Annotated in this window: 20 protein-coding genes and 5 pseudogenes; 6 read left to right on the top strand and 19 right to left on the bottom strand. The window is 46.9% G+C overall.

Translation table 11 applies throughout. The features are described 5' to 3' along the window. Positions 1 to 29: 29 nt before the first annotated feature. The 8 genes and pseudogenes from P378_RS16335 to P378_RS16300 all read right to left on the bottom strand — a co-directional run bounded on the left by P378_RS16335 (position 30) and on the right by P378_RS16300 (position 7,243). Positions 30 to 860, bottom strand: coding sequence for a polysaccharide deacetylase family protein (locus tag P378_RS16335; protein WP_099083974.1), 831 nt, complete (start codon positions 858 to 860; stop codon positions 30 to 32). Then, positions 857 to 2,001 (bottom strand): annotated as a pseudogene (locus tag P378_RS16330) (acyltransferase). The gene P378_RS16335 and the pseudogene P378_RS16330 overlap by 4 nt, the downstream one beginning before the upstream one ends. A 74-nt stretch (positions 2,002 to 2,075) precedes the next feature. Further along, complete coding sequence (locus P378_RS16325) at positions 2,076 to 2,453, bottom strand: copper amine oxidase N-terminal domain-containing protein (RefSeq protein ID WP_180261152.1); 378 nt, start codon at positions 2,451 to 2,453, stop codon at positions 2,076 to 2,078. Then, complete coding sequence (locus P378_RS16320) at positions 2,450 to 2,677, bottom strand: stalk domain-containing protein (RefSeq protein ID WP_180261151.1); 228 nt, start codon at positions 2,675 to 2,677, stop codon at positions 2,450 to 2,452. Before P378_RS16320 ends, P378_RS16325 begins: the two co-directional genes overlap by 4 nt. Before the next feature lie 111 nt (positions 2,678 to 2,788). Next, the gene (locus tag P378_RS16315) at positions 2,789 to 4,045 is read right to left on the bottom strand and encodes an LCP family protein (RefSeq protein ID WP_099083971.1); all 1,257 of its coding nucleotides are present in this window, start codon (positions 4,043 to 4,045) and stop codon (positions 2,789 to 2,791) included. Positions 4,046 to 4,251: 206 nt separating this feature from the next. Then, positions 4,252 to 4,940 (bottom strand): annotated as a pseudogene (locus P378_RS16310) (WecB/TagA/CpsF family glycosyltransferase). Between the two features lie 142 nt (positions 4,941 to 5,082). After that, positions 5,083 to 6,759, bottom strand: coding sequence for a 2-polyprenylphenol 6-hydroxylase (ubiB, locus tag P378_RS16305; protein ID WP_099083970.1), 1,677 nt, complete (start codon positions 6,757 to 6,759; stop codon positions 5,083 to 5,085). A 49-nt stretch (positions 6,760 to 6,808) separates the two neighbouring features. Then, complete coding sequence (locus P378_RS16300) at positions 6,809 to 7,243, bottom strand: phasin family protein (protein ID WP_338013948.1); 435 nt, start codon at positions 7,241 to 7,243, stop codon at positions 6,809 to 6,811. A 307-nt stretch (positions 7,244 to 7,550) separates the two neighbouring features. Between P378_RS16300 and P378_RS16295 the strand changes: the two genes are divergently transcribed. Continuing rightward, complete coding sequence (locus tag P378_RS16295; RefSeq protein ID WP_099083969.1) at positions 7,551 to 8,579, top strand: YeiH family protein; 1,029 nt, start codon at positions 7,551 to 7,553, stop codon at positions 8,577 to 8,579. A gap of 12 nt (positions 8,580 to 8,591) precedes the next feature. Then, on the top strand, positions 8,592 to 9,500 hold the full coding sequence (locus tag P378_RS16290; protein WP_099083968.1) for a selenium metabolism-associated LysR family transcriptional regulator: 909 nt from the start codon (positions 8,592 to 8,594) through the stop codon (positions 9,498 to 9,500). Between the two features lie 7 nt (positions 9,501 to 9,507). Here P378_RS16290 and P378_RS19850 read toward each other — a convergent pair whose 3' ends face one another. Further along, complete coding sequence (locus tag P378_RS19850) at positions 9,508 to 9,669, bottom strand: hypothetical protein (RefSeq protein WP_180261148.1); 162 nt, start codon at positions 9,667 to 9,669, stop codon at positions 9,508 to 9,510. Positions 9,670 to 9,788: 119 nt separating this feature from the next. Between P378_RS19850 and P378_RS16285 the strand changes: the two genes are divergently transcribed. The 4 genes and pseudogenes from P378_RS16285 to P378_RS16270 all read left to right on the top strand — a co-directional run bounded on the left by P378_RS16285 (position 9,789) and on the right by P378_RS16270 (position 13,703). Beyond that, positions 9,789 to 10,022, top strand: a complete 234-nt coding sequence (locus P378_RS16285; RefSeq protein WP_099083967.1) for an AbrB/MazE/SpoVT family DNA-binding domain-containing protein — start codon at positions 9,789 to 9,791, stop codon at positions 10,020 to 10,022. A gap of 155 nt (positions 10,023 to 10,177) precedes the next feature. After that, entirely contained in the window at positions 10,178 to 10,858 is a 681-nt protein-coding gene (locus P378_RS16280; RefSeq protein WP_238473345.1) for a Crp/Fnr family transcriptional regulator, read from the top strand. Positions 10,859 to 10,959: 101 nt separating this feature from the next. Further along, positions 10,960 to 12,883, top strand: a pseudogene (cooS, locus tag P378_RS16275) (anaerobic carbon-monoxide dehydrogenase catalytic subunit). Positions 12,884 to 12,903: 20 nt separating this feature from the next. Beyond that, positions 12,904 to 13,703 (top strand): annotated as a pseudogene (locus P378_RS16270) (ATP-binding protein). A 214-nt stretch (positions 13,704 to 13,917) separates the two neighbouring features. Here the strand turns inward: P378_RS16270 and P378_RS16265 are convergent. The 10 genes and pseudogenes from P378_RS16265 to P378_RS16210 all read right to left on the bottom strand — a co-directional run. Beyond that, the gene (locus P378_RS16265; protein WP_099083965.1) at positions 13,918 to 14,499 is read right to left on the bottom strand and encodes a Uma2 family endonuclease; all 582 of its coding nucleotides are present in this window, start codon (positions 14,497 to 14,499) and stop codon (positions 13,918 to 13,920) included. Between the two features lie 280 nt (positions 14,500 to 14,779). Further along, positions 14,780 to 15,300: pseudogene (locus tag P378_RS24345) on the bottom strand (stalk domain-containing protein). Between the two features lie 643 nt (positions 15,301 to 15,943). Next, positions 15,944 to 17,263 (bottom strand): anti-sigma-I factor RsgI family protein, encoded by a 1,320-nt coding sequence (locus P378_RS16250; protein WP_099083962.1) that lies wholly within the window; start codon positions 17,261 to 17,263, stop codon positions 15,944 to 15,946. Further along, positions 17,260 to 17,805: a hypothetical protein gene (locus P378_RS16245; protein ID WP_238473343.1), complete on the bottom strand. Its 546-nt coding sequence runs from the start codon at positions 17,803 to 17,805 to the stop codon at positions 17,260 to 17,262. The genes P378_RS16250 and P378_RS16245 overlap by 4 nt, the downstream gene beginning before the upstream one ends. 552 nt (positions 17,806 to 18,357) lie before the next feature. After that, positions 18,358 to 18,816, bottom strand: a complete 459-nt coding sequence (locus P378_RS16240; protein WP_274378755.1) for a Fic family protein — start codon at positions 18,814 to 18,816, stop codon at positions 18,358 to 18,360. Between the two features lie 375 nt (positions 18,817 to 19,191). Beyond that, positions 19,192 to 19,737 (bottom strand): NADH peroxidase, encoded by a 546-nt coding sequence (locus P378_RS16230; protein ID WP_073236531.1) that lies wholly within the window; start codon positions 19,735 to 19,737, stop codon positions 19,192 to 19,194. 48 nt (positions 19,738 to 19,785) lie between these two features. Continuing rightward, a complete protein-coding gene (locus P378_RS16225; protein WP_238473341.1) occupies positions 19,786 to 20,133 on the bottom strand; it encodes a Fur family transcriptional regulator in 348 nt (115 codons plus the stop codon). Between the two features lie 374 nt (positions 20,134 to 20,507). Beyond that, entirely contained in the window at positions 20,508 to 20,984 is a 477-nt protein-coding gene (locus P378_RS23200) for an Rpn family recombination-promoting nuclease/putative transposase (protein WP_274378754.1), read from the bottom strand. A 4-nt stretch (positions 20,985 to 20,988) separates the two neighbouring features. Then, entirely contained in the window at positions 20,989 to 21,300 is a 312-nt protein-coding gene (locus P378_RS23195) for an Rpn family recombination-promoting nuclease/putative transposase (RefSeq protein WP_274378747.1), read from the bottom strand. Positions 21,301 to 21,408: 108 nt separating this feature from the next. Further along, on the bottom strand, positions 21,409 to 21,958 hold a 550-nt coding region (locus P378_RS16210), incomplete at its 5' end, for a transposase (protein ID WP_143338527.1).

The raw sequence follows: 21,958 nt of genomic DNA, 5'->3' as shown, positions 1-21,958 counted from the left end.
CACCCTCTTTTTATAGAATAACGATAACACTACTGAGCCAAATAACGGAGCAGTACTTTCTCAAATTCCTGTACGGTTGTCTTCTCATCCCCCACAGCCACTCTTGGCAGCTCCATCAGGTTCATCCCTTTTTGAACTGCCCCCTGGTTTAAGGTAAACCCTAACCGGTAGCCTTCTTGCCGGGCGATATGAATGAGAGAACGGTTGTAGTGGCCAAAGGGGTAAGCAATGGCATCAACAAAACGTCCGGTATGGAAAGCCAGCACATCCTGGGCCAGACGTAAATCGGTTTGCACCTTTAAGGCCGGTTCCGCTATTAAAGCAGATTTTTTATTCACCAGATAGTGCATATCATAGGTGTGGGATTGAAAGTCCACCAACCCGGTAGCGGCCATCTCCTTTACCTGCTCCCAGGTCAATTTGGGAATCTCGTTGGGAGAAGGATTGCTTACCTTCCCCACGATGGTAAACAATGTGGAGGGAAATCCGTATTCTTTCATCACCGGGTAGGCGTATTCGTAAAAGGACGCATAACCGTCGTCAAAGGTAATCACCACCGCACGGTCCGGCAAGGTCCCTTTACCATTATTCCCATTTGCGACCCCTTTCGTCTGGGGAGCCAATAAATACTTTTTCAACTGCTGCAGGCTGATGACAGTATAACCATGGTCCTTTAAATATTTCATATGCTCCGCAAACAACTGCGGAGAAATGGTGGAACTGGACCTGGCAGCGGGATCCAGATGATGATAGTTTAGAATCAGTGCTTTGTTGGCGGCCTCCGCAATGGTGGCAGGGATGCTGATGAGCCAGAAAAATAACAGACAAACGCTCAGATTCTTGAGGATATAGCTTTTCATGCTCTCGGACTCCTATTCTGCTTTTGAATTTCAGATAAACCGGTTAACCCATTTATTCCTTTAGGAGGTACACCAAAAAGCAGCCTGGCGAGAAAGGTTCTTTCCAAAAGGTAGGTTGTAACGCAGGAAAGTCCAAATATCACCAGAAACCCGCCCCAGACAGACAGGTCCAGTCCCGGTGATTCCTTAGGAGCATAAATCTTCTGCCACACCAGCAGGAAAAAGGGGTGAACCAGGTAGCTGCCATAGGAATATTGCCCGGCTTTTGAAAAGACTCCGGACAGAAAGGAACCTATGGTACCTTCCTTAGCTGCCAAATGCCTGGCCAGGAAGATCACGCAAATGCCAAGGGTGGATACATAGAGAGCCCAGGCCATTTGAAAATAAAAGGTGCTGATCCTGACCCCGTCCAGGGACGCCAGATAGCGGTTAATATAAAATACTCCCGCTGCCACCGCCAGGGCAATGAAAAAGGCCCGGTATTTCTTCCACCAGGCAGCCCAGTGCCCGGTGTTGTATCCCATCCATAAACCTATGCCAATAGGGAAACTGTAGCTAAAAATCAAAGAGCCCGTATAACTGAAGTGCTGGTAGATGTAAAGCTTGTTTAACCAATAAAAAACCACCTGGACGGACCCAAAGAGTAAAATTGCTGTTATGAAATTGGGTTTAAAGGTTCTCCAGAATTTATGTATGACCGGGAACAGCAGGTAAAATTGAATTACCACCGATAAAAAGTACAGGTGAAAGAAGCCCTTACCAAAACCATACCACAACAGCCCCTGCTTTAAGGAGATATAGGGGATATCCCGGATGATGAAAAAGCGAAGGGCTAAGTAAAGGGTGGTCCAGACAAGAAAGGGCACCACAGCCCTTTGCCACCGCCTTCGGTAAAATTTGGACCAGTTAATCTTCTCCCCCAACCGGTGCCATAGGCCAGCACCAGGGCACTGATCATTAAAAACAACGGTACAGCAAACTGCATGCCCCGGTTTATCAACGTGTAGAACAAAAAGGACGCTGAACCCGGTTCCAGCACCCGCAGCGGTAAACCGGTAATGTGAATTAACAGAACCGCCAGAATGGCAATTCCCCTGGTGATCTCAATTTCGCCTAGGGATTGCTTGTTTTCAGCACTCATCATTTATCTCCAACTATTTCCTTTATTCATTAGACAAAAAACAGGGGTAATTTGTAACAAACAAGGTTTAAAAATTAATAAAACATAAAAGAGTAGAGCAGCAAAACAGTGGAAAGCAACCCGTTAACCAGAGACGGATCTGGCTTTACCATCTCCGGTGCTTTCTGTTCAGGGGCATCCGTAACAGGTGTTTGATTCGTGGAAGGATAAATCTGTACCGCATTGCTGGCCGTATCAAAGTTCATTTGATAACCGAACACCTCTGCCACATATCTGGCCGGCAGATACAACCGGTTTTCCCTGGATACAGGTGCCACATCCATTTGTGCACTGGTGGCATTGTTCCCACGGATAATCGTATACTCTTTCCTGTCCAAGCGAAAAACCACACCATTGCTGCCCTTCACTAAAATAATCTGCCCGTGATTCCCCCCGTCACTTACCCACTTCACCTCCGCCCCCAGGGATTCTCCCAGGTAACGAAGGGTATATAAGTCCTCCCGTTGCTTACAAAGGTCTGGGCGTCCATGGTTTTTTCCTGCCCGTTTATGGAATAGACTTTCTTACCTACCGGAAAGGCAATTTGACTTTCGTTGGCCATGGCCGGCAGAGAAGAAGTGAACACCATCAACAAAACAATAATAAATAAGATAGGTTTACCGAGTATCTGTCTCATGCTATAAAGTTCTCCCTTAAACCTCAGAAATTTGAACAATAAATCAAAAAACCAGGGAGAAAATCCCTTACTCCCTGGTTCATTCATTCTTTACGACATAGGGACGAATTACTATAGAGGTGCAGAAGGAAGCCAGCTGCTGGACCCGGAATTGGCCCCACCTTCCTGGGCACTGTTGTTCACCGGTTTCTTCTGAGTACCGGAGGTACCGATTCCGCCATTGGTTTGCTCAGCCCCGGATTCCTTGGGAGGATTCACGATGATTTCAACATCGGTTCCTTTAGGTGCTTTAGCCTCCGGGGTTGTTTTGGTCTCAGAATCAGGAGCAGACTCTTTATCCGTGGTCGGGTTTGCCGGGAGATATTCCCTGGTCTTTGGCTTTGAAGTGGTTTCCTTCGCTATATTCCTGGTATTTATGTTTTCCTCACCCAACACCACGTCATAAACTTTACCATCCCGAATCAGGGACTCCGCCACCAGCCGGGCCTGCTGGGGGTCTACGCTCCAATAGCTGGCACCGTTCATATTCAGAAACTTTCCTGGCATCGTCTGGGTGACAATCTCCACATTTCCTAAATTCTGTGCCGCCTTAGCCAGAGTAATCATTTGGGTGAGGCCAAGGTTGGTCTCCAGGTATTTATTAATGGTGGGCACCAGTTTGGGAAGCTTAGTAATGGTAGAAGGCTGCATCATTTCCTTGGCCAATGCTTTCAGAAACTTCTGCTGCCGCTCAGTCCGGGTCACATCCCCCAGGGCGTCACTTCTAAAGCGCACATACTGGAGGGCCTTATTCCCATCCATCCTCTGCACACCAGGGTGCAAATCAATTTTGCGCAGGTCCGGCTCATCATAGGGATCGTAGTGATACATCCTCTTTTCCACATCAATGGTTACCCCGCCCAGGGCGTCAACAATGTCCCGGAAGCCACGGACGTTGGTCATCAAATAATGGTCAATCTTAACCCCCGTCAAATCAGAAACGGTTTCCATGACCAACTGGGGTCCACCGTAAACATTGGCCGAGTTAATCTTGTCAAAGCCATGACCGGGAATATTGACCCTGGTGTCCCGGGGCAAAGAAATCATGGCAATTCGATTCTTTTTCTTATCCACACTCACCAACATAATGGTATCCGTACGGGTATTGGTCTCCCCCTCCCGGGCGTCAATCCCCATGAGAAGAAAGTTCATGCGGTCTTTAAATGGGTTATCTTCGTCCGATTCCTTAGCACCCATCGATAGAGGCCCTTTTCCGTCAAAAAGAAACTGGTTCGCTAAAACGTAACCCACACCTAAGACCAGCACTAAGAAGGAACAGAACAATATAAAGGGAAGTATTTTCAGCTTTCTGCGTTTTTTTCGTTCCATTTTGCCACCTCCGAGCTAACCGGCATACAAAATTATTGTAACATTGTTCACCAGTAACATTCAACGCTAATAATTGGGGCCACTCAAAGTAATATGTGAGATTAACTCTATATTCGACGTTGACCCCTGTCTACCTTCAAAAATTCTACTAATAAAGACGAAGACAGCTGCAAAAAGATAACACCCTTGTTAAAATTTCAGGGGTGTTATAACTTAAGAACATATTTTTTTATCACCAACCAGGCAAACTTGGGTAAAACCAACTGCCTCCTCCAACGGTGGGGTTCCTTAATTAACCGCCCCAGCCACTCTAAGTGCATCTTTTGTAACCAAGGCGAAACCCGCTGCACCCTGCCGGCTATAACATCAAGACTGCCGCCTACCCCTATAGAAACCGGAACCCCTAAACGATCTTTGTGCTTATAAATCCACAGCTCCTGTTTAGGCATACCTAAAGCCACAAAGAGCAGATGAGGTTTGGCGGCAATTATTTGGTTAACAATCTCTTCTTCTTGGTCTTCCTTAAAATACCCATGGCGGGTGCCTACAATGTTCAGTCTCGGATATTGTTTTTTAAGTTTTCTGCCGCCTCTTCTGCTACCCCGGGTGAGGCTCCGAATAAAAATATCCCCCACCCTTCTTTTTCTGCCAAAGGCATCAAATTTAACATTAAGTCAATGCCTGTTACTCTTTCCGGAACAGGCGTACCTGCAATTTTAGAAGCCCAAACAATACCCGCTCCATCAGGAGTCACTAAATCTGCCTCATTAACTAATTTTAACAGCTCACATTTACTTTGAGCCCTGAAGAGGAATTCAGGATTTAATGTAATAATTTCATGACTCTTTGTACTGTTTTTAATAAAGGATGTTGCCTTAATTACAGTATCTTTCATGTCTAAATTATCTATCCATGCACCAAGCAAATTGATACGACTCAAAAAACATTTCGCCCGGTTCAAAAAACCTAACTGTTTTTAATCCAGTTAAGCCCTGACCAGACTTTACACCTCCATTAGAAATTTTCCTGTAAGTCTGCTAAAATCTCCCCGATTTAAAAATCGAATATAACAGCCACAAAAACATTAATGTTGCCACACCAAAACCAATCTCAATCGCCGGAATTTTCCACAGTAAGGTTGATTGTCTACCTAGAGAAGAACCAATAATAATACCTACCATTATGATGCTGAACGCCAATAAAACAATGCTAAATGATAATCGATTGCTGATCCGATCCAGTTTCTTTAACAAAAGATCAAGTTCAGGGATGTCGATTTCAAGACGAAGTCGCCCCCGTTTGATTAAAGAGGTTAATTCTTTAATGTGTTTAGGAAGATCAAACAGCAACTCACCATAATCGGAAACATGCTTCCATGCAGTTTCCGCTAAACTTTTAGGATGAAGTCGTTCCTTTAACAGTTGACGCCCGAATGGCTCAGCTATATTGAGGATACTAAAGTCAGGATCTAGTTTTTCAACGACGCCTTCAATCGTCAGCAAAGTCTTACCTAATAACGTTAAGGCTGCAGGAATTCGGATTGAGTGTCGAAATGCTACACTAAATAGATCATTGACGGCCTTTCCAAGACTTATTTGACTTAATGGGACACCGTAATACTTCTCCCTTAATTGTTCTACATCGTCTCGCAACTGCATCATATCCACATCATCAGGCACCAGTCCCATGAGAAGGATGGCTTTTATCACCCCGTCCGTACTTTGACGCATTAAGGCAATAACCAATGAAGAAAAATGGTATTTCATCTCGGGAGTAAGGCGTCCTACCATGCCGAAATCTATAAACGCAATCACCTCTCCCGGCAACACCAAGACATTTCCGGGATGAGGGTCCCCATGGAAGAAACCGTCGATGAAAATTTGGTGAAAGATCGCCTTCGCTAGACTTTCCGCCAGCATTTTGGCATTATATCCCTTTTGCTTAAGTTTTTCTAATTCATTGAATTTTACACCTTCGATGTATTCCATAGTTAATACTCTTTTGGTGGAATACTCCCAAAACACTTTTGGAACATATATTTTAGAATCGTCTCTGAATTGATTGGAGATTTTCTCTGCATTTCGTCCTTCAATCGTATAATCGAGCTCGGCTCGAAGGGACTTGGAAAATTCCTCTGCCATATCCCGGATTTGATACCTTGCCGCCCATTCCAAACGGTGTTCAGCCAAAGTAGCCAAATCCTGAAGGATTTCCAAATCTGTTTCAATAACAGTGGTGATATTAGGACGTTGAATTTTTATCGCCACTTTTTCACCAGAACACAGGATTGCCTGGTGGACTTGTCCGATCGAAGCGGCAGCTAATGGAGAATCCTCAAAATGACAAAAAATTTCTTCCAGATCTCCCCCCAATTCCTCTTGAACAATCTCACGCACTTCTTGAAAAGAAAAAGGAGGGACCCTGTCCTGTAATTTTTCCAGTTCACGGACGATATCTTCGGGGAGCAAATCGGGGCGCGTACTTGCGATCTGCCCCAATTTAACGAAAGTCGGACCTAATTCTTGCAGAACAAGCCTTATACGTTCGCCAGTGGTTTTTGAATCCTTTCCCTTTGTCTCGAAGAACAGTCTCTGGGGGAAGGAGAGAAAATGAGCAAAACCAATTTCCTCGACAACGATTCCAAATCCATGGCGAACCAAAGCGATTACAATATCTCGATAACGACTGATATGGCGCATCCTTTTTCCGAGCATCAATACGTCCCCTTAACAACGGGGGACCTGAATGATTGATCCCCCTCGTCTACTCGTCTCGTTTTTCCAGATTCTGAATTCGTTGTTCCAATCTATTGATATCATCCTTTGTGGCTAAATTCAATTCGTCCATCATTTGTTTGAGTTGCTCACGCATAATGCGTTTTATTTCTTTTTTTTCTTCTTCGCCTCGTTGAATGAGTTGGTTGATCATATCCTTCGATTCTTCCTGAGACAGTTCACCTTTTTTTACCAACTCATTGACAAACTTTTCCGCTTGTTCCTTACTTGTAACGGCTAAACCAAGTCCGAACGCTAATCCTTTTTTGATGAAATCCATCATAACCACTGCCTCCGTTTCTGATTTTTTAAGCAAAAGAACAGCAAAACACTTCAAAAATATTCCCGGCATTACTTCTAACTGCGTCACCCCTTGTACTTCGTCACGCCTTGTGCCTTTTCCTGCCAAAAAGTTAAATTTCACCCATAAAGGTCACCCCGTTTTGCAAATGCACTCCTAGATTCTAATAGCGTATTTTTGCAGCGCATTTAGTTGAGGTTGCAAAGCTATACCTCGTTTCCCTTAATCGATATTTTTCCACCAACCGGAGTATTTAGTCTGCTTTTTTAAACTTGAAATCAGCAAGAAACATGAAAACTGGTAACACCCGATAAAGGATAGGTTTATAAGCATATCTTTATAGGGTTTATCATCATGAATTATTTCCAATTTAAAAATAATCCCATTAGACTTAGACTTGCACAGAGCAAATTGTTAGGAGATGGTTATTATGCAAGGAAATGCTTTACTTAACAGCAACCAACAAAGAAAATTTCGGGGTGAAATCCGGGGACTTATTCTGGCAGTAGTGGTGGGGGTGCTTACTCACAACATCGTGAGTCTCCCTCTTTTATCGATACCTGGTCCCTTAATTATTGCAATTATAGTGGGGGTAACATGGCGGGCCCTGATGGGAATACCTGCTCATGCCAGTGCCGGTATAAGATTTGCAAGTAAAAAACTTCTACAACTGGGAATTATTTTAATGGGTGTACGACTTAATCTGAATGCTATCTTCACTGCGGGTCCACAAATAATTCTTCTTGATGTCTCAGTTATTGTTTTAGCTATTGGTATTATTTACTATTTGGGGAGAATATATCGTGTTGAGAAAAAACTTGCCTTATTAACGGCGGTAGGAACTGGGATTTGCGGTGCAGCCGCCATTGCCGCCATTGCACCAACGATTAAATCCGATGAGGATGAAACAGTAGTATCGGTAGCAACGGTTGCCATCCTGGGAACCTTTGGGAGTATTATTTACATTTTGTTACAACCTTATTTAGGTTTGAGTTTAAAAGAATATGGGATCTTTGCCGGAGCAACCCTTCATGAGGTGGCCCATGTAGTAGCAGCTTCTCAACCTTTTGGTAGTGCAGCTGCAGACATGGCTATCTTGACGAAACTTGGCCGGGTGGCAATGATTGTTCCTGTTACTCTAGTAACGAGTTTTTGGTTCAACTTGCGTATTAAGGATAAAGAAAAGAGTGGAATAAATGAGATTACAATTCCCTGGTTTATCTTTGGTTTTATTGCTATGAGTTGTCTTAATACTGTTGGTATAATAGATAAAAAACTTGTTTCACTTATGTTGCAGGCCAGTGCTATAATTTTAACTGTAGCTATGGCAGGTATGGGACTTAGCGTCAATTTAAAAATGTTCAAACGAATGGGACAAAAGGCATTTCTTATTGGTATAATTGGTTCTGTTATTATTTCAATTGCTGGTTTTTTAGCCATCCACATAATTGGTTTCTAGGAGGAATCGTATTTGAGTTTATACCAATTTCAGATTTTTAAGGCAGTGGCAGACAAAAAAAGTTTTTCAGGGGCTGCACAGGCCCTTTTTATTTCTCAACCGGCAGTCAGCATGCACATTAAGTCCTTGGAGGACTATTTTGGCACCAGATTGTTCGAGCGTAACACCCATCAGGTAACGATTACAGAAGCTGGCCGAATCTTGTATCAATATGTGGACAAGGTATTATCCTTAATCGATGCGGCAGAAAAAGATATCGCAAGATTTACCGGCAGTATCCAGGGGCCATTATCACTGGGGGCAAGTTTTACGTTAGGGGAATACGTTATTCCAAAAATACTGGGGGCATTTAATCAACAACATCCCCAGGTAAAAGCCTTACTCCAGGTGACAAACACAGAACATATCGTGAGTATGGTAGTGAAGCACGAGCTAGATTTGGGACTGGTGGAAGACCGGGTGGAAAATTTGGAATTGACCGTGAAACCCTTCCTGCATGACGAACTCATTGTTGTGATACCAAAAGACCATCCACTGGCTCAACAACAGGTTATTTCATTAGATGAACTTGTAGCCTTACCCTTGGTTCTAAGGGAACAAGGATCTGGCACCAGGAGGATTACTGAAGAGCGACTGGAAGAGGTGGGGGTAGACCTGGCTTTCTTGAATGTGGTAATGGAATTAGGAAGTACGGAAGCAGTAAAGGCGGCTGTGGAAGCGGGGTTTGGAACAACGATTATTTCCAAATGGGCGGTACAAAAGGAATTAAAGCTGGGAACCCTTGTCCCTGTTAAAATAAAAGATTTACCTTTATTTCGTCAGTTTTATCTAATTTATCACAAAGGAAAATTTCAATCCCCGGCGATGGAGGAGTTTATTGCTTTTCTCATTTCTTTTTGCTCCATGGGGGTTAGACAATAGTGATGTCCTAAATGTCTTTGACCGGGGTTATGTAGATTACAAGAAATTGATCAATACTGGCCACATTGTTGCGATAGTATTTGGCCGGGTTCTGCATGGACTCGCCCACCAGCGAGTCGGCGGCAAAGAGAAAAGATACCCCTCCGAGGGGAATCGAGTAATCTAGCACGGTTTTGATACAACCGGGGGGTAGCAGGCTACTCCCCCTCTTGTAACCAACTAAATTATGACAGTAAATTATTCTTAAGATATAATAAGAATAATAAGTAACATAAGAAGGTGTAAGAAATGTATACTGTCAAGATTTCTTCAAGAGGTCAAATTGTTATACCTGTAGAAGCTAGAAATAGCCTTAACCTTAACCTTAAAGAAGGGGATACCCTGGCTTGTTATGTTGAGGAAGGAAGGATTGTGTTAAAGTCCAAGCAGGCAAAGGCTAAAAAAGGGATAGTCGACCAGACCTATGGTTTATTGCCTGATATTGCTTTCTGCACAGGCAACCGCATCAGCCTTCCCGTTTAGTATTTCGTGGCTCAATCCCTTCAGCACAAATGCTTTTGGCCCGCTATACGACGCAACCTGGCTCGGCCGCACTGCCTGGCACCCACTAACCGGCTGCTAATTGCTTTTTATCACATCTTATATGAAAATAATGAGTAAGACCAAAGCCGGTGGGGGTGTTAGGAATTAAGAGTCTCGGAGGCTTAAGAAAAACTGATCTGTTTGGCGGCGTTAAATTGGAAGATCTGGAGGACTACCAGCACTGTTTTACAGAATACCGTTTTAACCGTAAGGAAATCGTTTTTTCACCCGGTAAATTCCACAAGTCCATTTTATTAATCCTGGAAGGGAAGGTGCGGGTTTATCTAAGCTATCCCCAGGGAAAAGAGTTTACCCTGACCATCCTAACTGCCGGGGATGTTTACAGCGGGCATACCCGCACCTTTGGACAAGCGTTGGAACCCGTGAAGATAGCGGCCATCCCGATGGAGGTTTTTAAGGAAATGCTGGTTAAAGTACCTAATTTGATGTTGGGCTTGGCCGGGGTTTTGGGGGATACCCTCAAGGGGTCCATGGATGTTATTGAGAGTTTAGTTTTTGAAGAAGCCGGTGTCAGGCTGATATCCTTATTGCTGGAATGGGCCAGGAATAGCGGAACCAAAACAGATCAAGGGATTGTCATTCGGCTCACCTTTACCAGAGAAGAGATTGCTAGTATGATCGGCAGCAGCCGACAGACCCTGGCAAACCTTTTTAAGGATTTAACTTTAAAGGGTTTAATTAAAGTTCAGCAGAAAAACCTGATTATTAAAGATATAGACGGATTAAAAAAATACCGACAGCCAGCTGACAATTAATTAAAAATTCATAATTTTTAATTAAAACTTGTAAAGAACTTTACAGAAATCACCGGTGAATAGGTATAAGATGAAAGAAAAAATGGATTGGGGGATGTCTGATGGGTTTAAAGGATGTTAAAGACCTGTCCATGGACACCGGTGTACAACAAATGCTGACCAAGGCCCGGGAGGAAGGGATCGATACAGCCTTTGACCGGGCAGCCAAAATGAACCAGTGTGGTTTTGGATCCACCGGGGTATGCTGCAAGCACTGCCTTGAAGGACCCTGCCGTATTGCGCCCAAAGGAAAAGGAGCCCGGGCAGGCGTCTGTGGCGCCAATGTAGATACAATTGTAGCCAGAAACTTTTTAACCACGGTTACCGAGGGGACAGCCAGTCATGCCGAGCACGCCAGGGAGGTTGCCCATGCCATCCTGGAAGCAGTAGAAGGCAAAGCTCCCTACGCCATTCAGGATGAAGCAAAACTAAAGGCTGTGGCTCAAGGTCTGGGCCTAAATGCTGAAGGAAAAGATGTTAATCACCTGGCCAAGGAAGTGGCCACCAAGGCATTGGAAGATTTCCAAAAACAACATGGCACCCTAAACTGGCTTAAATTTAGAGCCAACAGCAAGTCCGTTGAGAACTGGGAAAAACTCGGCCTGCTGCCGGTAAACGCCCACCTGGAAATTGCTAAAGCCATGGCTCGCCAGGTAATGGGCGGTGACACCGATCCTGCCAACCTGTTGCTGGGAACCATCACCATGGGACTGGTGGACGGTTACGCCGGTCTGCACATGTCCACCGATCTTCAGGATATCCTGTTTGGTACTCCCAAGGCGGTTAAGGCACAATACCGTCTGGTGTAATCAAAGAGGAAATGGTGAATATTTCGGTGCACGGCCATGTTCCCCTGTTAGCTGAGAAAGTGGTTGCATGGGCCGGCAAACTTAAGGACGAGGCCAAAGCTGTAGGAGCCGAGGGAATTAATGTGGTGGGTGTTTGCTGCAGCGGAAACGAATTATTAATGCGCAAGGGCGTTCCTGTGGCCACCAACTATGCCAGCCAGGAAATGCCCATTATCACAGGGGCTCTGGAGGCCATGGTAGTGGATATCCAGTGCATCATGCCCGGCCTTCAGACAGTGGCCAGCTGCTATCATACTGAAATCATTACCACTCTGCCCTATGCCAAGATGTCCGGGGCTACCCACGTGGAGTTCAGCACCGAGCGGGCAGATGAAGCGGCCCAAGAAATTGTGCGGAAGGCCATTGCCAACTTTAAAAAGAGAGATCCCAGGAAAATTTCTATACCCAATGAGGTTACAGAAGCCTATGCCGGGTTCTCTGTTGAACAGATTGTAGAAGCCCTCAAGGTGTTAACGCCGAAGACCCGTTAAAACCTTTGGTTGATGCCATTGCCGGCGGGCAGATTTTGGGAGCCGTGGCCCTGGTGGGCTGCACCAACCCCAGGGTTAAACAAGACAGCTCAAACGTGGCCCTGGCCATGGAACTGATCAAAAATAATGTACTGGTGGTTGCCACCGGTTGCTCCGCCCACTCTTTGGGTAAGTTCGGATTATTATCCCCAGATGGGGTACAATATGCCGGGGAAAGTTTACGAAACATCTTGACCGCCATTGGCCAGGCTAACGGCCTGCCGGCCTTGCCCCCGGCCCTGCACATGGGTAGTTGCGTCGACAACTCCAGAATTGCTGACCTTTTAAATGCTCTGGCCAACTACCTGGGAGTCGGTATTAAAGATTTACCGGTTGCCGGTTCTTGTCCGGAAACTCACCATCCCAAGGCTTTATCCATTGGCACTTACTTTATTGCCAACGGGGTAGACGTACACGTGGGTGTTAATCCCCAGGTTACCGGTTCGGAACTGGTGGTCAATGTACTGACAGCCGAAAAGGAAAACTTCCCTGTAACCACCGACGGGTTGTTTGGCGGCAAGCTGATTTATGAAGAAGATCCCGTTAAAGCAGCAGAAATGATCCTCAACCGAATTAAAGCAAAAAGGAAAGCTCTTGGACTAAGCTAATCATCTAGGGGGTACACAGAATGTCGATACAATCCGGTGTGAAGATTGCCGTCTCCGGTAAGGGGGGCGTTGGCAAGACCACATTATCAGCCATGTTGTGTCACCTGTATGCCGGGGAGGGTAGAAAAGTACTGGCGGTGGATGCAGATCCGGATGCCAACCTGGGCATGGCCCTGGGTTTCACAGCACAGGAGTTGGAACAGGTTACAACCATTGCCCAGGACAGAAAATTAATTAAAGAACGAACCGGCGCGGAACCTGGTACCAGCGGCCAGTGGTTTAGTTTAAATCCCAAGGTGGATGACATTCCGGAAAAACACGTGGTGCAAAAGGGTGGCATTAAACTGCTCCAGTTAGGTCTTACTTCCACCGGAGGCAGCGGCTGCTATTGCCCGGAGAATACCTTTGTAAAAACTCTGCTAAATCACTTGGTATTGGAAGAAGACGACACGGTAATTGTGGACATGGAAGCGGGGCTGGAACACATGAGCCGGGGAACTGCCAGAGGGGTGGATGCCTTTATCGTGGTGGTGGAGCCCGGGCAGCGCAGCTTCCAAACGGCCAAAGTCACTGTAAAATTTGCCCGGGATTTAGGGGTTGAGCGGGTTTTTGCCGTGGCCAATAAAGTTCGGCCCGGCCAGGAAGAAAGTGTTCGCCAAGCCCTTGATTTCCTGCCCCTGTTAGGGATTCTACCTACGATCCGGAAGCAGTTACCGCTGATCTTGCCGGCAAGACCCTCTTTGAAGCGAGCCCTTCCATGGTGGCCCGGGTGCAGGACATTAAAGATAAACTGGAGCAATATCTGTTAAATAAAATCTAGAGAAATGGATAGACGTGGCCTGTGCCACGTCTATTTTCGGTTCGCCCGGCATGTAATAAGACCCTAATTAGTTAGTAACTCCGGTCGAGTATCTACAACGGTTTTTCTAAACCTTCCGGAAGGAAGCGTTAATGGTCTGTAAGGGCTAGACCTGTTATTAGAGGGGCTGTGATTGGTTTAAAGAACTTTTTGCTCTATGTATACAGTACCCCTATTAGACAAAAACATCCTCTGTTTTAATTTCGAAACCTTCAAAAATACTAACCTTTACAACCCCGCTCTCTATATAAATCTCAGGCACATCATATTCGCCATTTTCTTTCAACCGGAAGATCATAATGTGTTTCTTTTGAGGATTAATAATCCAATATTCTCGAACCCCGTGCTTCTCGTAGAGGTGCAACTTTTTCACATAGTCCATGGAAGGAGAAGAAGGGGAGGAAATCTCAATAATCCAATCAGGTGCCCCCACGCAATATTTTTCTTTGATTTTCGTTCTATCACAAACTACGAGTAGGTCGGGCTGAACAACTGTTGAGCAATTTTCTTCACTTTCTCCTTCTTCTGGTAATAGCACGTTGTACGGAGAATAAAAGACAATACAATCTTTTTTGCTCGACTTTAAATGGCCTTTTATAGTAAAAAACAAATTCCCACTAATGAGTTGATGCTCCGTTGAAGGAGCTGGGACCATGGCAAAAGGAACCCCTTCTATCAACTCCCAGTGGTTATCGGTAGGCCAGTCTTTATAGTCCAGATAACTATATCTTTCTTGCTTAGTAGGGATGATTGCCATTCTCTCCTCTCCTTCCTCATGCAGTTAACAGATATTTCCTATTCTTAATTATAACCTGTTTAACCTGGAATAAAAACCCCCTGTCCTTTTAAAATGCCGAGGAAATGAGTTCACCAAAACATAGTGGTGTAAGGTCTTTGTTTAATCAACATGGTGTTTGTGGCTGCAGCGGGCAACGACGGTAAGGATAATGATACAGCGCACTATCCCGTAATCGGACCCAAGTAGAGGGGATACCCCTGTGGGGGTATCCCCTCTAGATCTGCACCTGTATCTCTACTTATTGACTGACTATAACCATCTGGCTTTGCTGATCCCACTTGGTCTTAGCGCCCAGTCCCTCACCCAGGAACCGGAGGGGTACCAGTACCCGGCCGCCGGTGATGGTAGCAGGTACATCCAGGTTGACGGGAGTGCCGTTAACCGTGGCGACCGGACTGTCAGCGGTGAGGTGGATGGTGATGTCCACCTTAAACACTGTCACCTGGCGGGTCGCTTCGTCCCAGGCCACCTGGCGCCGAGACTTTCCGCCAGCGCCCGGAAGGGAACCAGGGTGCGCCCATCGACGATCTGGGGCTGGACGTCGAATTGCGGCTTGCTACCGTTGACAAAGACCTTGACTCCTTCAATCCCCACTTTCTGATAAGCCACGCTCAACTTGGCGAAAATGTCCGGGTCGTTGGGGTTAAGAGCGGCGGCCTGTTCGTATTTTTCCAGCGCCTCATCCAGTTCTCCCTGGAGTTCCAGGAGTTCTCCCAGCAGTTCGTAAACGTCGTCGTCACCGGACTTTTGGGTGGCCATGGCCTGGAGCTGTTGCAGCGCTCCCTCTTGATCCCCCTGGCGGTAGAGGCTTACCGCGAGTAAGATGCCGGCCTCTTCGTTGTCCGGGTCTATAGCCAGGAGCTGTGTTGCCGCTTCTTTGACCTGATCCCACTGGCCCAGGGCGGCAGAGGCCCTGGCCATGTCTTCGTAAGCATCTTTATCGTTGGGGTTCTCCGCCAGTTTCCTCAGGGCCTTTGCCAGGTCTTCCTGGGCTTTTGCAAGTCTCTTTGCTTGCTTCTCGGCGTCTTTGTCACCTACGTCCTCTTCCTCGTCCAGGTCCAGGTCTTCATCCGCCTCTTCGCGAGCTGCTTGATCCTCGTCTACCTCTTCGTCCTGGTCTTCAACTTTGTTCGCATCTTTGCCGGCATCCCGTTCTTCATTCCGGTCTTCATCATCCTTGTCTTGGTCACCAGCCGTGCCTGGTTTGTCATCGCCGGTGTCCCCTGGCACAGTCGGGCCGGCAGAGGTTTCCGGTGCCGGTGACGTGCCTCCTGTGGCGGCTGCAGCTCCTCCTCCCACAGAGTATACCGCTACCAGAAAAACAGCCATCACCAGCAGTGCCAGTAACCTTTTGCTACGCATCCTGAACACTTGAACCTCCCCTTTCTTCTGTTTTTGGCTTTCACTGGTTAGTGCGTGGGCGGAAAAAAATTTGGGGGTCCAGATCAAAAAATTTTTCTTTCTCGCGAACGTCGCCCTGATCATCGCCCTTGCTCTCGTCCTCATTGCCGGAATCTTTTAGAACACCGGCACCGTCGTCTTCGTCGCCACCGTTATCACTGCCCGCATCTTCTTTTGCTTCTTCGCCCGGTTCTTGTTTAGAAGAATCATCGGGTTGACCACCATCACGATCAATGCTCTGGTCCCGGGCGTCGTCTTTTTCATCTTCTATGCGGGTATCCTCCGCGCCAGCTTCATTACCCTCACCCTCATCCGCTTCATCAACTTTTTCTTCGCCTTTAATGCCGGCTTCTTCCTCGTCCTCCGGTAGGCGGTCGTCGTCCCCGCCTGGCTCCTCGTCCTCATCCACTGGACGAAATTCTGCTGGCCTGGCATCCCGGTGCTCCGGATTACCGGTGGTTTCTTGAGTACTGCCGGGCGGTACTGTCCCGGGGTTAACCAGGGTCTCCTTGGGGGGCGGCTGGTTGCTGCCAAGTCCCGCGGTGACACCGAATTCAACCACCAGCTGTTCCAATTGAATGCCCCTGGCGGATAAACGATTCAGGATCTCCTGGATGCCGGCCTTGTCCTTTACGGTGAGGCCTGGCAGAACTCCCTTTTCGACTGCCCTGTTAATGAGCAGGTAGTGGTTTACCGAAAGACCCGCCTCCCTGGCTCTGATGCGTTCCTCCGGAGAGGCGTTTTGAATGCCGACCTTACCTTTAACGTTCCGGTCAGCAAGGCTTTTCAGGACAGCTTCTTTTACCCCGGAAGCGTTTACCGGGACGGGTGCTCCGTCCCTGACCGGCATGATGGTCACCAGCACCAGGTTATCCCGTCCGGGTTTGAGGTAACCGGAGTATTCGGCCTTTTGGATTATCCGGTCAAGGAAGGTATAGACGTCCTTCTTCCGGGGAGAAAGGCCCTTTACCAGCAATTTGGCGTCCTGGTTCAGGGGTTCCACTTCCAGCACCCTGCCCGCACCGTCCACGGCGATTTCCAGGCTCGGGTTGATGTCCACGGCCAGGTAGGCGACAGGGGTACCGCCGGGGACCAATTGCCAGAGGAACGCCCCCAGGAATATCATTACTACCAGGCCCGCCACCAGGGCACCCCGGGAGGAGAAATACGGAACGGCGGGTACGGGCTGTTCAACCCACACCTCCTGGCCGACGGCAGCTCCTGTGGCAGGAAGGGGATACCGCCTGAACTGCCGGTCTTCGGTGGCGACCCACATGTGGCGGCCTTCCGTCTTCACCACTAACCCTTTTATCTTGGTCATCGAGGGTCACCTCCCCTGGAAGAGCCGGCCGGCGTTTTTGACATGTCCGTTGGGCCGGCGCTACAGGCAGCCGGCGGTGGCAGCGAGAACAAGGAGCGCAGGTGCGTGAATTCAGAATGGGTGAGAATCAGGGTCAACGCCAGGATGTAAGCTCGTCCCCTTTTTAATACCTTCCGGCTGAGGCGGGTGGCCCGGGACAGCTCCTGGAGAGGGAGCTGCTTGTAACGCTTAACGTAGGCCAGCAAGTCCTGTTCCCTGGCCAGCACGCAGGCGGCTTGCACCAGCATCTCCCGGGTATCCCGGTGCCTGGGACAGGCCCGTTCCAAAAGCTGCAGTGAAAGGTTAAAGGTATGTAGAACCTGGTCGAAGCGGAGCATTTCTTCCGCCCGCTCGCGGGCCAGTTCTTCCTCGTGATACTGTCGCCATGCGGTAGCTGCTTCCCACTGCGGAAGACCTTCCTCATTGCCAGGCAATCCTTCCAGGGAGAGGTGGTTGTGTCGTGATTCTTTACGATAGTAGTCGATCAGCCGGTTTTTGATCACCAGCCGGGCATAATGGAGAAACTCCTTGCCGGCAGAGTGGTTGAAGGTATCGATGGCCTCGTTGAAGGCCAGCAGCTAACGCTCAGCTCGTCTTCGTTTTGCCAGTAAAGCCTGCGGCCGCAGTAAGCAGCCGCGACCTCTGCTATGTAGCCCGGTGAGATTGGAGTAGATCATCCCGGGCCTGCTTATCTCCGGCCCTGGCCTTTTCCAGGAGGTCTTGCAACTGTGGATCCTTCACCAGGTGATCACCCGCCTACACTGACATTCGTGGACCGTTGAGTTTTTCGGGGCCTTTGAAACCAAATAAGTGTCAAAAATTGATTACTTAAATTTTCCGGGGTTACTAAGATTGTACCAAATGACAGCACTCGACGTAAATAGACAGGGAGCGAGGATCTTACCTGCCAAACCGGTCACAGAGGAGGAAAGTGACACCGTAGTGCTAATTATGAAGCCGCAGGGACGGTTCTTGTGGCTGGTGAGTAGACAGTTCGCATGAACTGTTTACCAAGAACCTCATAACCGTAACATTTATTAACCAACTTGTATTAATCAACTTGCCCTTGTAGCAAAGGTCCATGGCTGCTCTTTCTTACTGGAATGTACAAATGATTCGGGCTTGTTGTTATCTGCTTCTTCAAGAGCCGTGTAATAATCCCATCGGTTTTCTTTTCGGATAATGGCCGGGGGGTATCCTTTTTTCATCAGGATGTAGTTCATGCACAACCGGCCCACTCTGCCATTCCCATCGGGGAAAGGGTGAATAGCAACAAACCGGTGATGAAAGAGGGCAGATAATTTGATGGGATGAAGGATTTGCTTATTATCGTTATACCAGGTGATCAGTTTTTCCATCTCAACAGGAACTTGGGTAGCTGGAATGTAGTGATGGCTTTGGCTGTTGGCAGTTAGAACGTGATTATCTTTGATTTTATAAGCCCCGTGTACCACAGGGACGCCTCCGACCAGGGTCTTGATGCCAGAGAAAAGCATGGCATGAAGCTCTTTGATTAGCCCTTTGGTTTCTTACATTTTTTGCATAAATTATCAATACAAAAAAGCCCCTGGGAGAGACTTTCTCTCGGGGGCTTTCTTGTGATACTTTCCATATCTTTGGTTGTCACCAGTTAATGAAAATGCGGTGCATGGGATTGTGGTATCAATATTTTAAAAATAACATATTTAAACATATATTAAAATACAGATTTCTTTTGCTGCCTCCCATGCAGGCCAAATTTGCTGATATCTGTTGCCCGAATATGTCTTTGTTATATTTGCCACTTCCGGCAACCTTCTTTATAACCGAAAAATAGCAAGGGATTTTCTTGCCGGAAAACAAGCATCCCTTGCTATTTTTAACAAAGGGTATATTCCTGTGTAAATATCTTAAGCCTTTGGGAAGTACCTTTTTAAGAGACCGTAGAAAGCCATGCAATGTCTGGCTTCGTCTTTGCAAGCTTCATGAATGGCATCATGGATCGCGTCCTGTCCTTCCTTTTTGGCGCGGACGGCGATTTCCTTTTTCCCRCGGTTGGCACCGGCTTCGCCGTCTACCAGTTTTTTCAGGTTTTCCTCMGTGCTTTCGCTTAATCCTTCCCCCAGAAGTTCAGCAAAGCGAGCTGCGTGGTGAGCTTCCTCCCAGGCTATACGCTTCATTGTTTCTGCTATCTCCGGATAGCCCTCCCGCTCGGCCTGACGGGCCATGGCAATATATAAGCCCACCTCCATGCACTCTCCCTTAAACTGCATGTTCAGATCCTCTTCAAAACCGGAGCCTTTAACCACACCTATTTTATTCCAGTCCACCAGATCCGGACCGGAGGCGGTCAAYAGTTCAAATTTTTCCTGGGGTGCTCCGCAGTTGGGACATTTTTCCACCGGAGACTCCCCTTCGCAGACGTATCCACAAACAATACAGCGCCATCTTTTCATAGATTTAACCTCCTAAACTTAATTTTTTATATAATTCCCTGTTACGGGTTATTTGCYGCTGCTCTTTTCCCAACATCTTGGGCATATCCCATAAAAATAAAGTGTATATTCTTCCACCAAATACCCCTTAATATTAAATGACGTTTGTATTTCCAGAGGGCCTGCATCCAAATCATAAATAGATTGGCAACTCCGGCATAAAAAATGGCCATGGGGGGCAGGATTRGGATCAAAATGTCTTTTATCCGCCTTTATCCTTATCTCTTGCAATTCCCCTGCTTTAGCCAGTATTTCAAGGGTATTGTATACCGTCGCAAGAGATAATGAAGGGTACTGGGGTTTTAATTGATTGTATATTTCCTCCGCTGACGGGTGTTTTGCATTACCTTCAAGCAAATTTAAAATTGCCAGTCTTTGAGGCGTTAATTTCAGCCTAAATTTTTAAGCTTATTTATCATCATTTTAAATTTAWATCTCCTATTAATTTATAATCATTATAATTTAACATTTTTTCTTTGTCAACATCTTAATGCCAAAATTTTTACTCGGTTACATAAAACTTTTCCTGGCGAACAAGTCAATAAACCAAGCCAGAGCCCCAATCCCCAAAAACTCAGTAACCAATAAGTTGGCTGAACAGCCATTGAACGGCGACCTTACTGCCTGGCACCCTGTCACTGTTGTAATCCCTCCTTTAGACACAAGAAGCCCCGGAAAGAGGGTCTATCTCCTTCCGGGGCTAATTTTTGTGATGTCTGACATTATCTTGCTTATTTGGCTGCCTCCCTGACAATAGCTGCCGCTTCCTCCAGGCTATTAACAGTGTAGATTTTGTTGATGATTTTATCAAGAATGACTATGTCATTAATTTTCTGGATATCTCTCTGTAAACCAGCGGAATCTTCAGGGAACCTGGCATCCAGGTATTTGCAGATAGCCTCCTGAGCCATTGCAACCTTACCTTTAGCCTCTCCCTCGGCCAGGGCTCCTGCCACCATGGAGATTTCRTCCCTGACAGCCTTCTCCCTTAGCTCATACAGCCTGCGCTCCCTCTGGTTTTTGAAGAATATCTGCTCGATGGTCATTGCCTTGCGAATGCCCGGGTTTCCCATAGCGATCGCCTCCATTTCTTCGCCTACAATATTATTGAAGTATAGCAGCCATTCCTCCAGGGCGTCCTTCGGCCTGCGTTTCAGCCGGATGAACTTCTCCAGCTCCAAAAAGTGTATCTCCAGTTCATCGTTCAGTAACTCACCGGTCTCGTCTTCCCTGATGCGGAATGATGCGGAAGGTGTGTTGGTATTTTGTCTTGCCTTTGAACTGGTTAAAGCCCAGGATGTTGATGGTGATGGTGATGGTTTTTCTGAGGTGGATGAAATCCTGCCCGCTACTTAACTGCCCGTGGTAGAGCCCTGCCCAGTAGAATAAAGTACGTTTGTCAATGTTGTATTTATTGGCTATTTGTAGCTCCACATTTACCAGCGCTCCTGCGGCTGTCCTGGCCAGTATGTCCAGCCTGGCTGCTCTGTCCAGCAGGTATTTGGGGTCCAGCTCCCGGTCCATGTATAGAAAGAAAAGCCCAGTTGCCTGATTCGGCGTAATCTTTGAAATTCTTTAGTGTCAATCAGATCTAAAAGCAGTTTCTCTTTAGTCTTATTGAATAGACAGTAGTTATGCAGTTCCAGGATAATATTCCCAGATCCATAACCTAAGTTCTAAAGATTGCGGCCAAAATTTATCAATAAGCCTTGAAAAACGCTCGGTTGCCGTGTCAAAATAGACTTGGATCAACTGCTCGCAACAGCTGATCCGACAGCTGGCGTTGAAAAAGTACCTTACCACTTCGCAGAGGGATGGGGCTTGTTCGGCGCCTTCTTTATTGCACTCCCAAGTAGCGTAACAAAGAAGGGTCTTCGCCGTGAACAAGAGTTCCACATGTGCGAAATGGGCAGTTTCAGAATGAGCATAGCACGAAGTTAATCCAAGATTCTGTTTCACCATGCGATAAAAAACTTCTATTCTCCACCGTTTGGCATAGACACTGGCCGCTTCTTCCGGTGCATCGACTCGGTTGCTTATCAAGAGGTACGCATCCTTGAAGGTTGCCGGACATTCTTCCTCTGGAAGAATCACACTGCTTTCAGCCGCTGGCTTCTCATAAGTGGCTGCAATGGCAGCTATGGGTAAAAACCGTTGCCTAGTGATGGGTTTTCCCTTACGG

The organism is Desulforamulus profundi, from assembly GCF_002607855.1.
This window is presented reverse-complemented; position numbering and strand designations above follow the sequence as displayed.

Bases quoted from the DNA above. Each gene is read 5' to 3' on its own strand.
- P378_RS16335 (WP_099083974.1), bottom strand. From the start codon at position 860: ATGAAAAGCTATATCCTCAAGAATCTGAGCGTTTGTCTGTTATTTTTC.
- P378_RS16320 (WP_180261151.1), bottom strand. From the start codon at position 2,677: ATGAGACAGATACTCGGTAAACCTATCTTATTTATTATTGTTTTGTTG.
- P378_RS16315 (WP_099083971.1), bottom strand. From the start codon at position 4,045: ATGGAACGAAAAAAACGCAGAAAGCTGAAAATACTTCCCTTTATATTG.
- ubiB (WP_099083970.1), bottom strand. From the start codon at position 6,759: ATGCTCGGAAAAAGGATGCGCCATATCAGTCGTTATCGAGATATTGTA.
- P378_RS16295 (WP_099083969.1), top strand. From the start codon at position 7,551: ATGCAAGGAAATGCTTTACTTAACAGCAACCAACAAAGAAAATTTCGG.
- P378_RS16285 (WP_099083967.1), top strand. From the start codon at position 9,789: ATGTATACTGTCAAGATTTCTTCAAGAGGTCAAATTGTTATACCTGTA.
- P378_RS16265 (WP_099083965.1), bottom strand. From the start codon at position 14,499: ATGGCAATCATCCCTACTAAGCAAGAAAGATATAGTTATCTGGACTAT.
- P378_RS16250 (WP_099083962.1), bottom strand. From the start codon at position 17,263: ATGACCAAGATAAAAGGGTTAGTGGTGAAGACGGAAGGCCGCCACATG.
- P378_RS23195 (WP_274378747.1), bottom strand. From the start codon at position 21,300: ATGGACCGGGAGCTGGACCCCAAATACCTGCTGGACAGAGCAGCCAGG.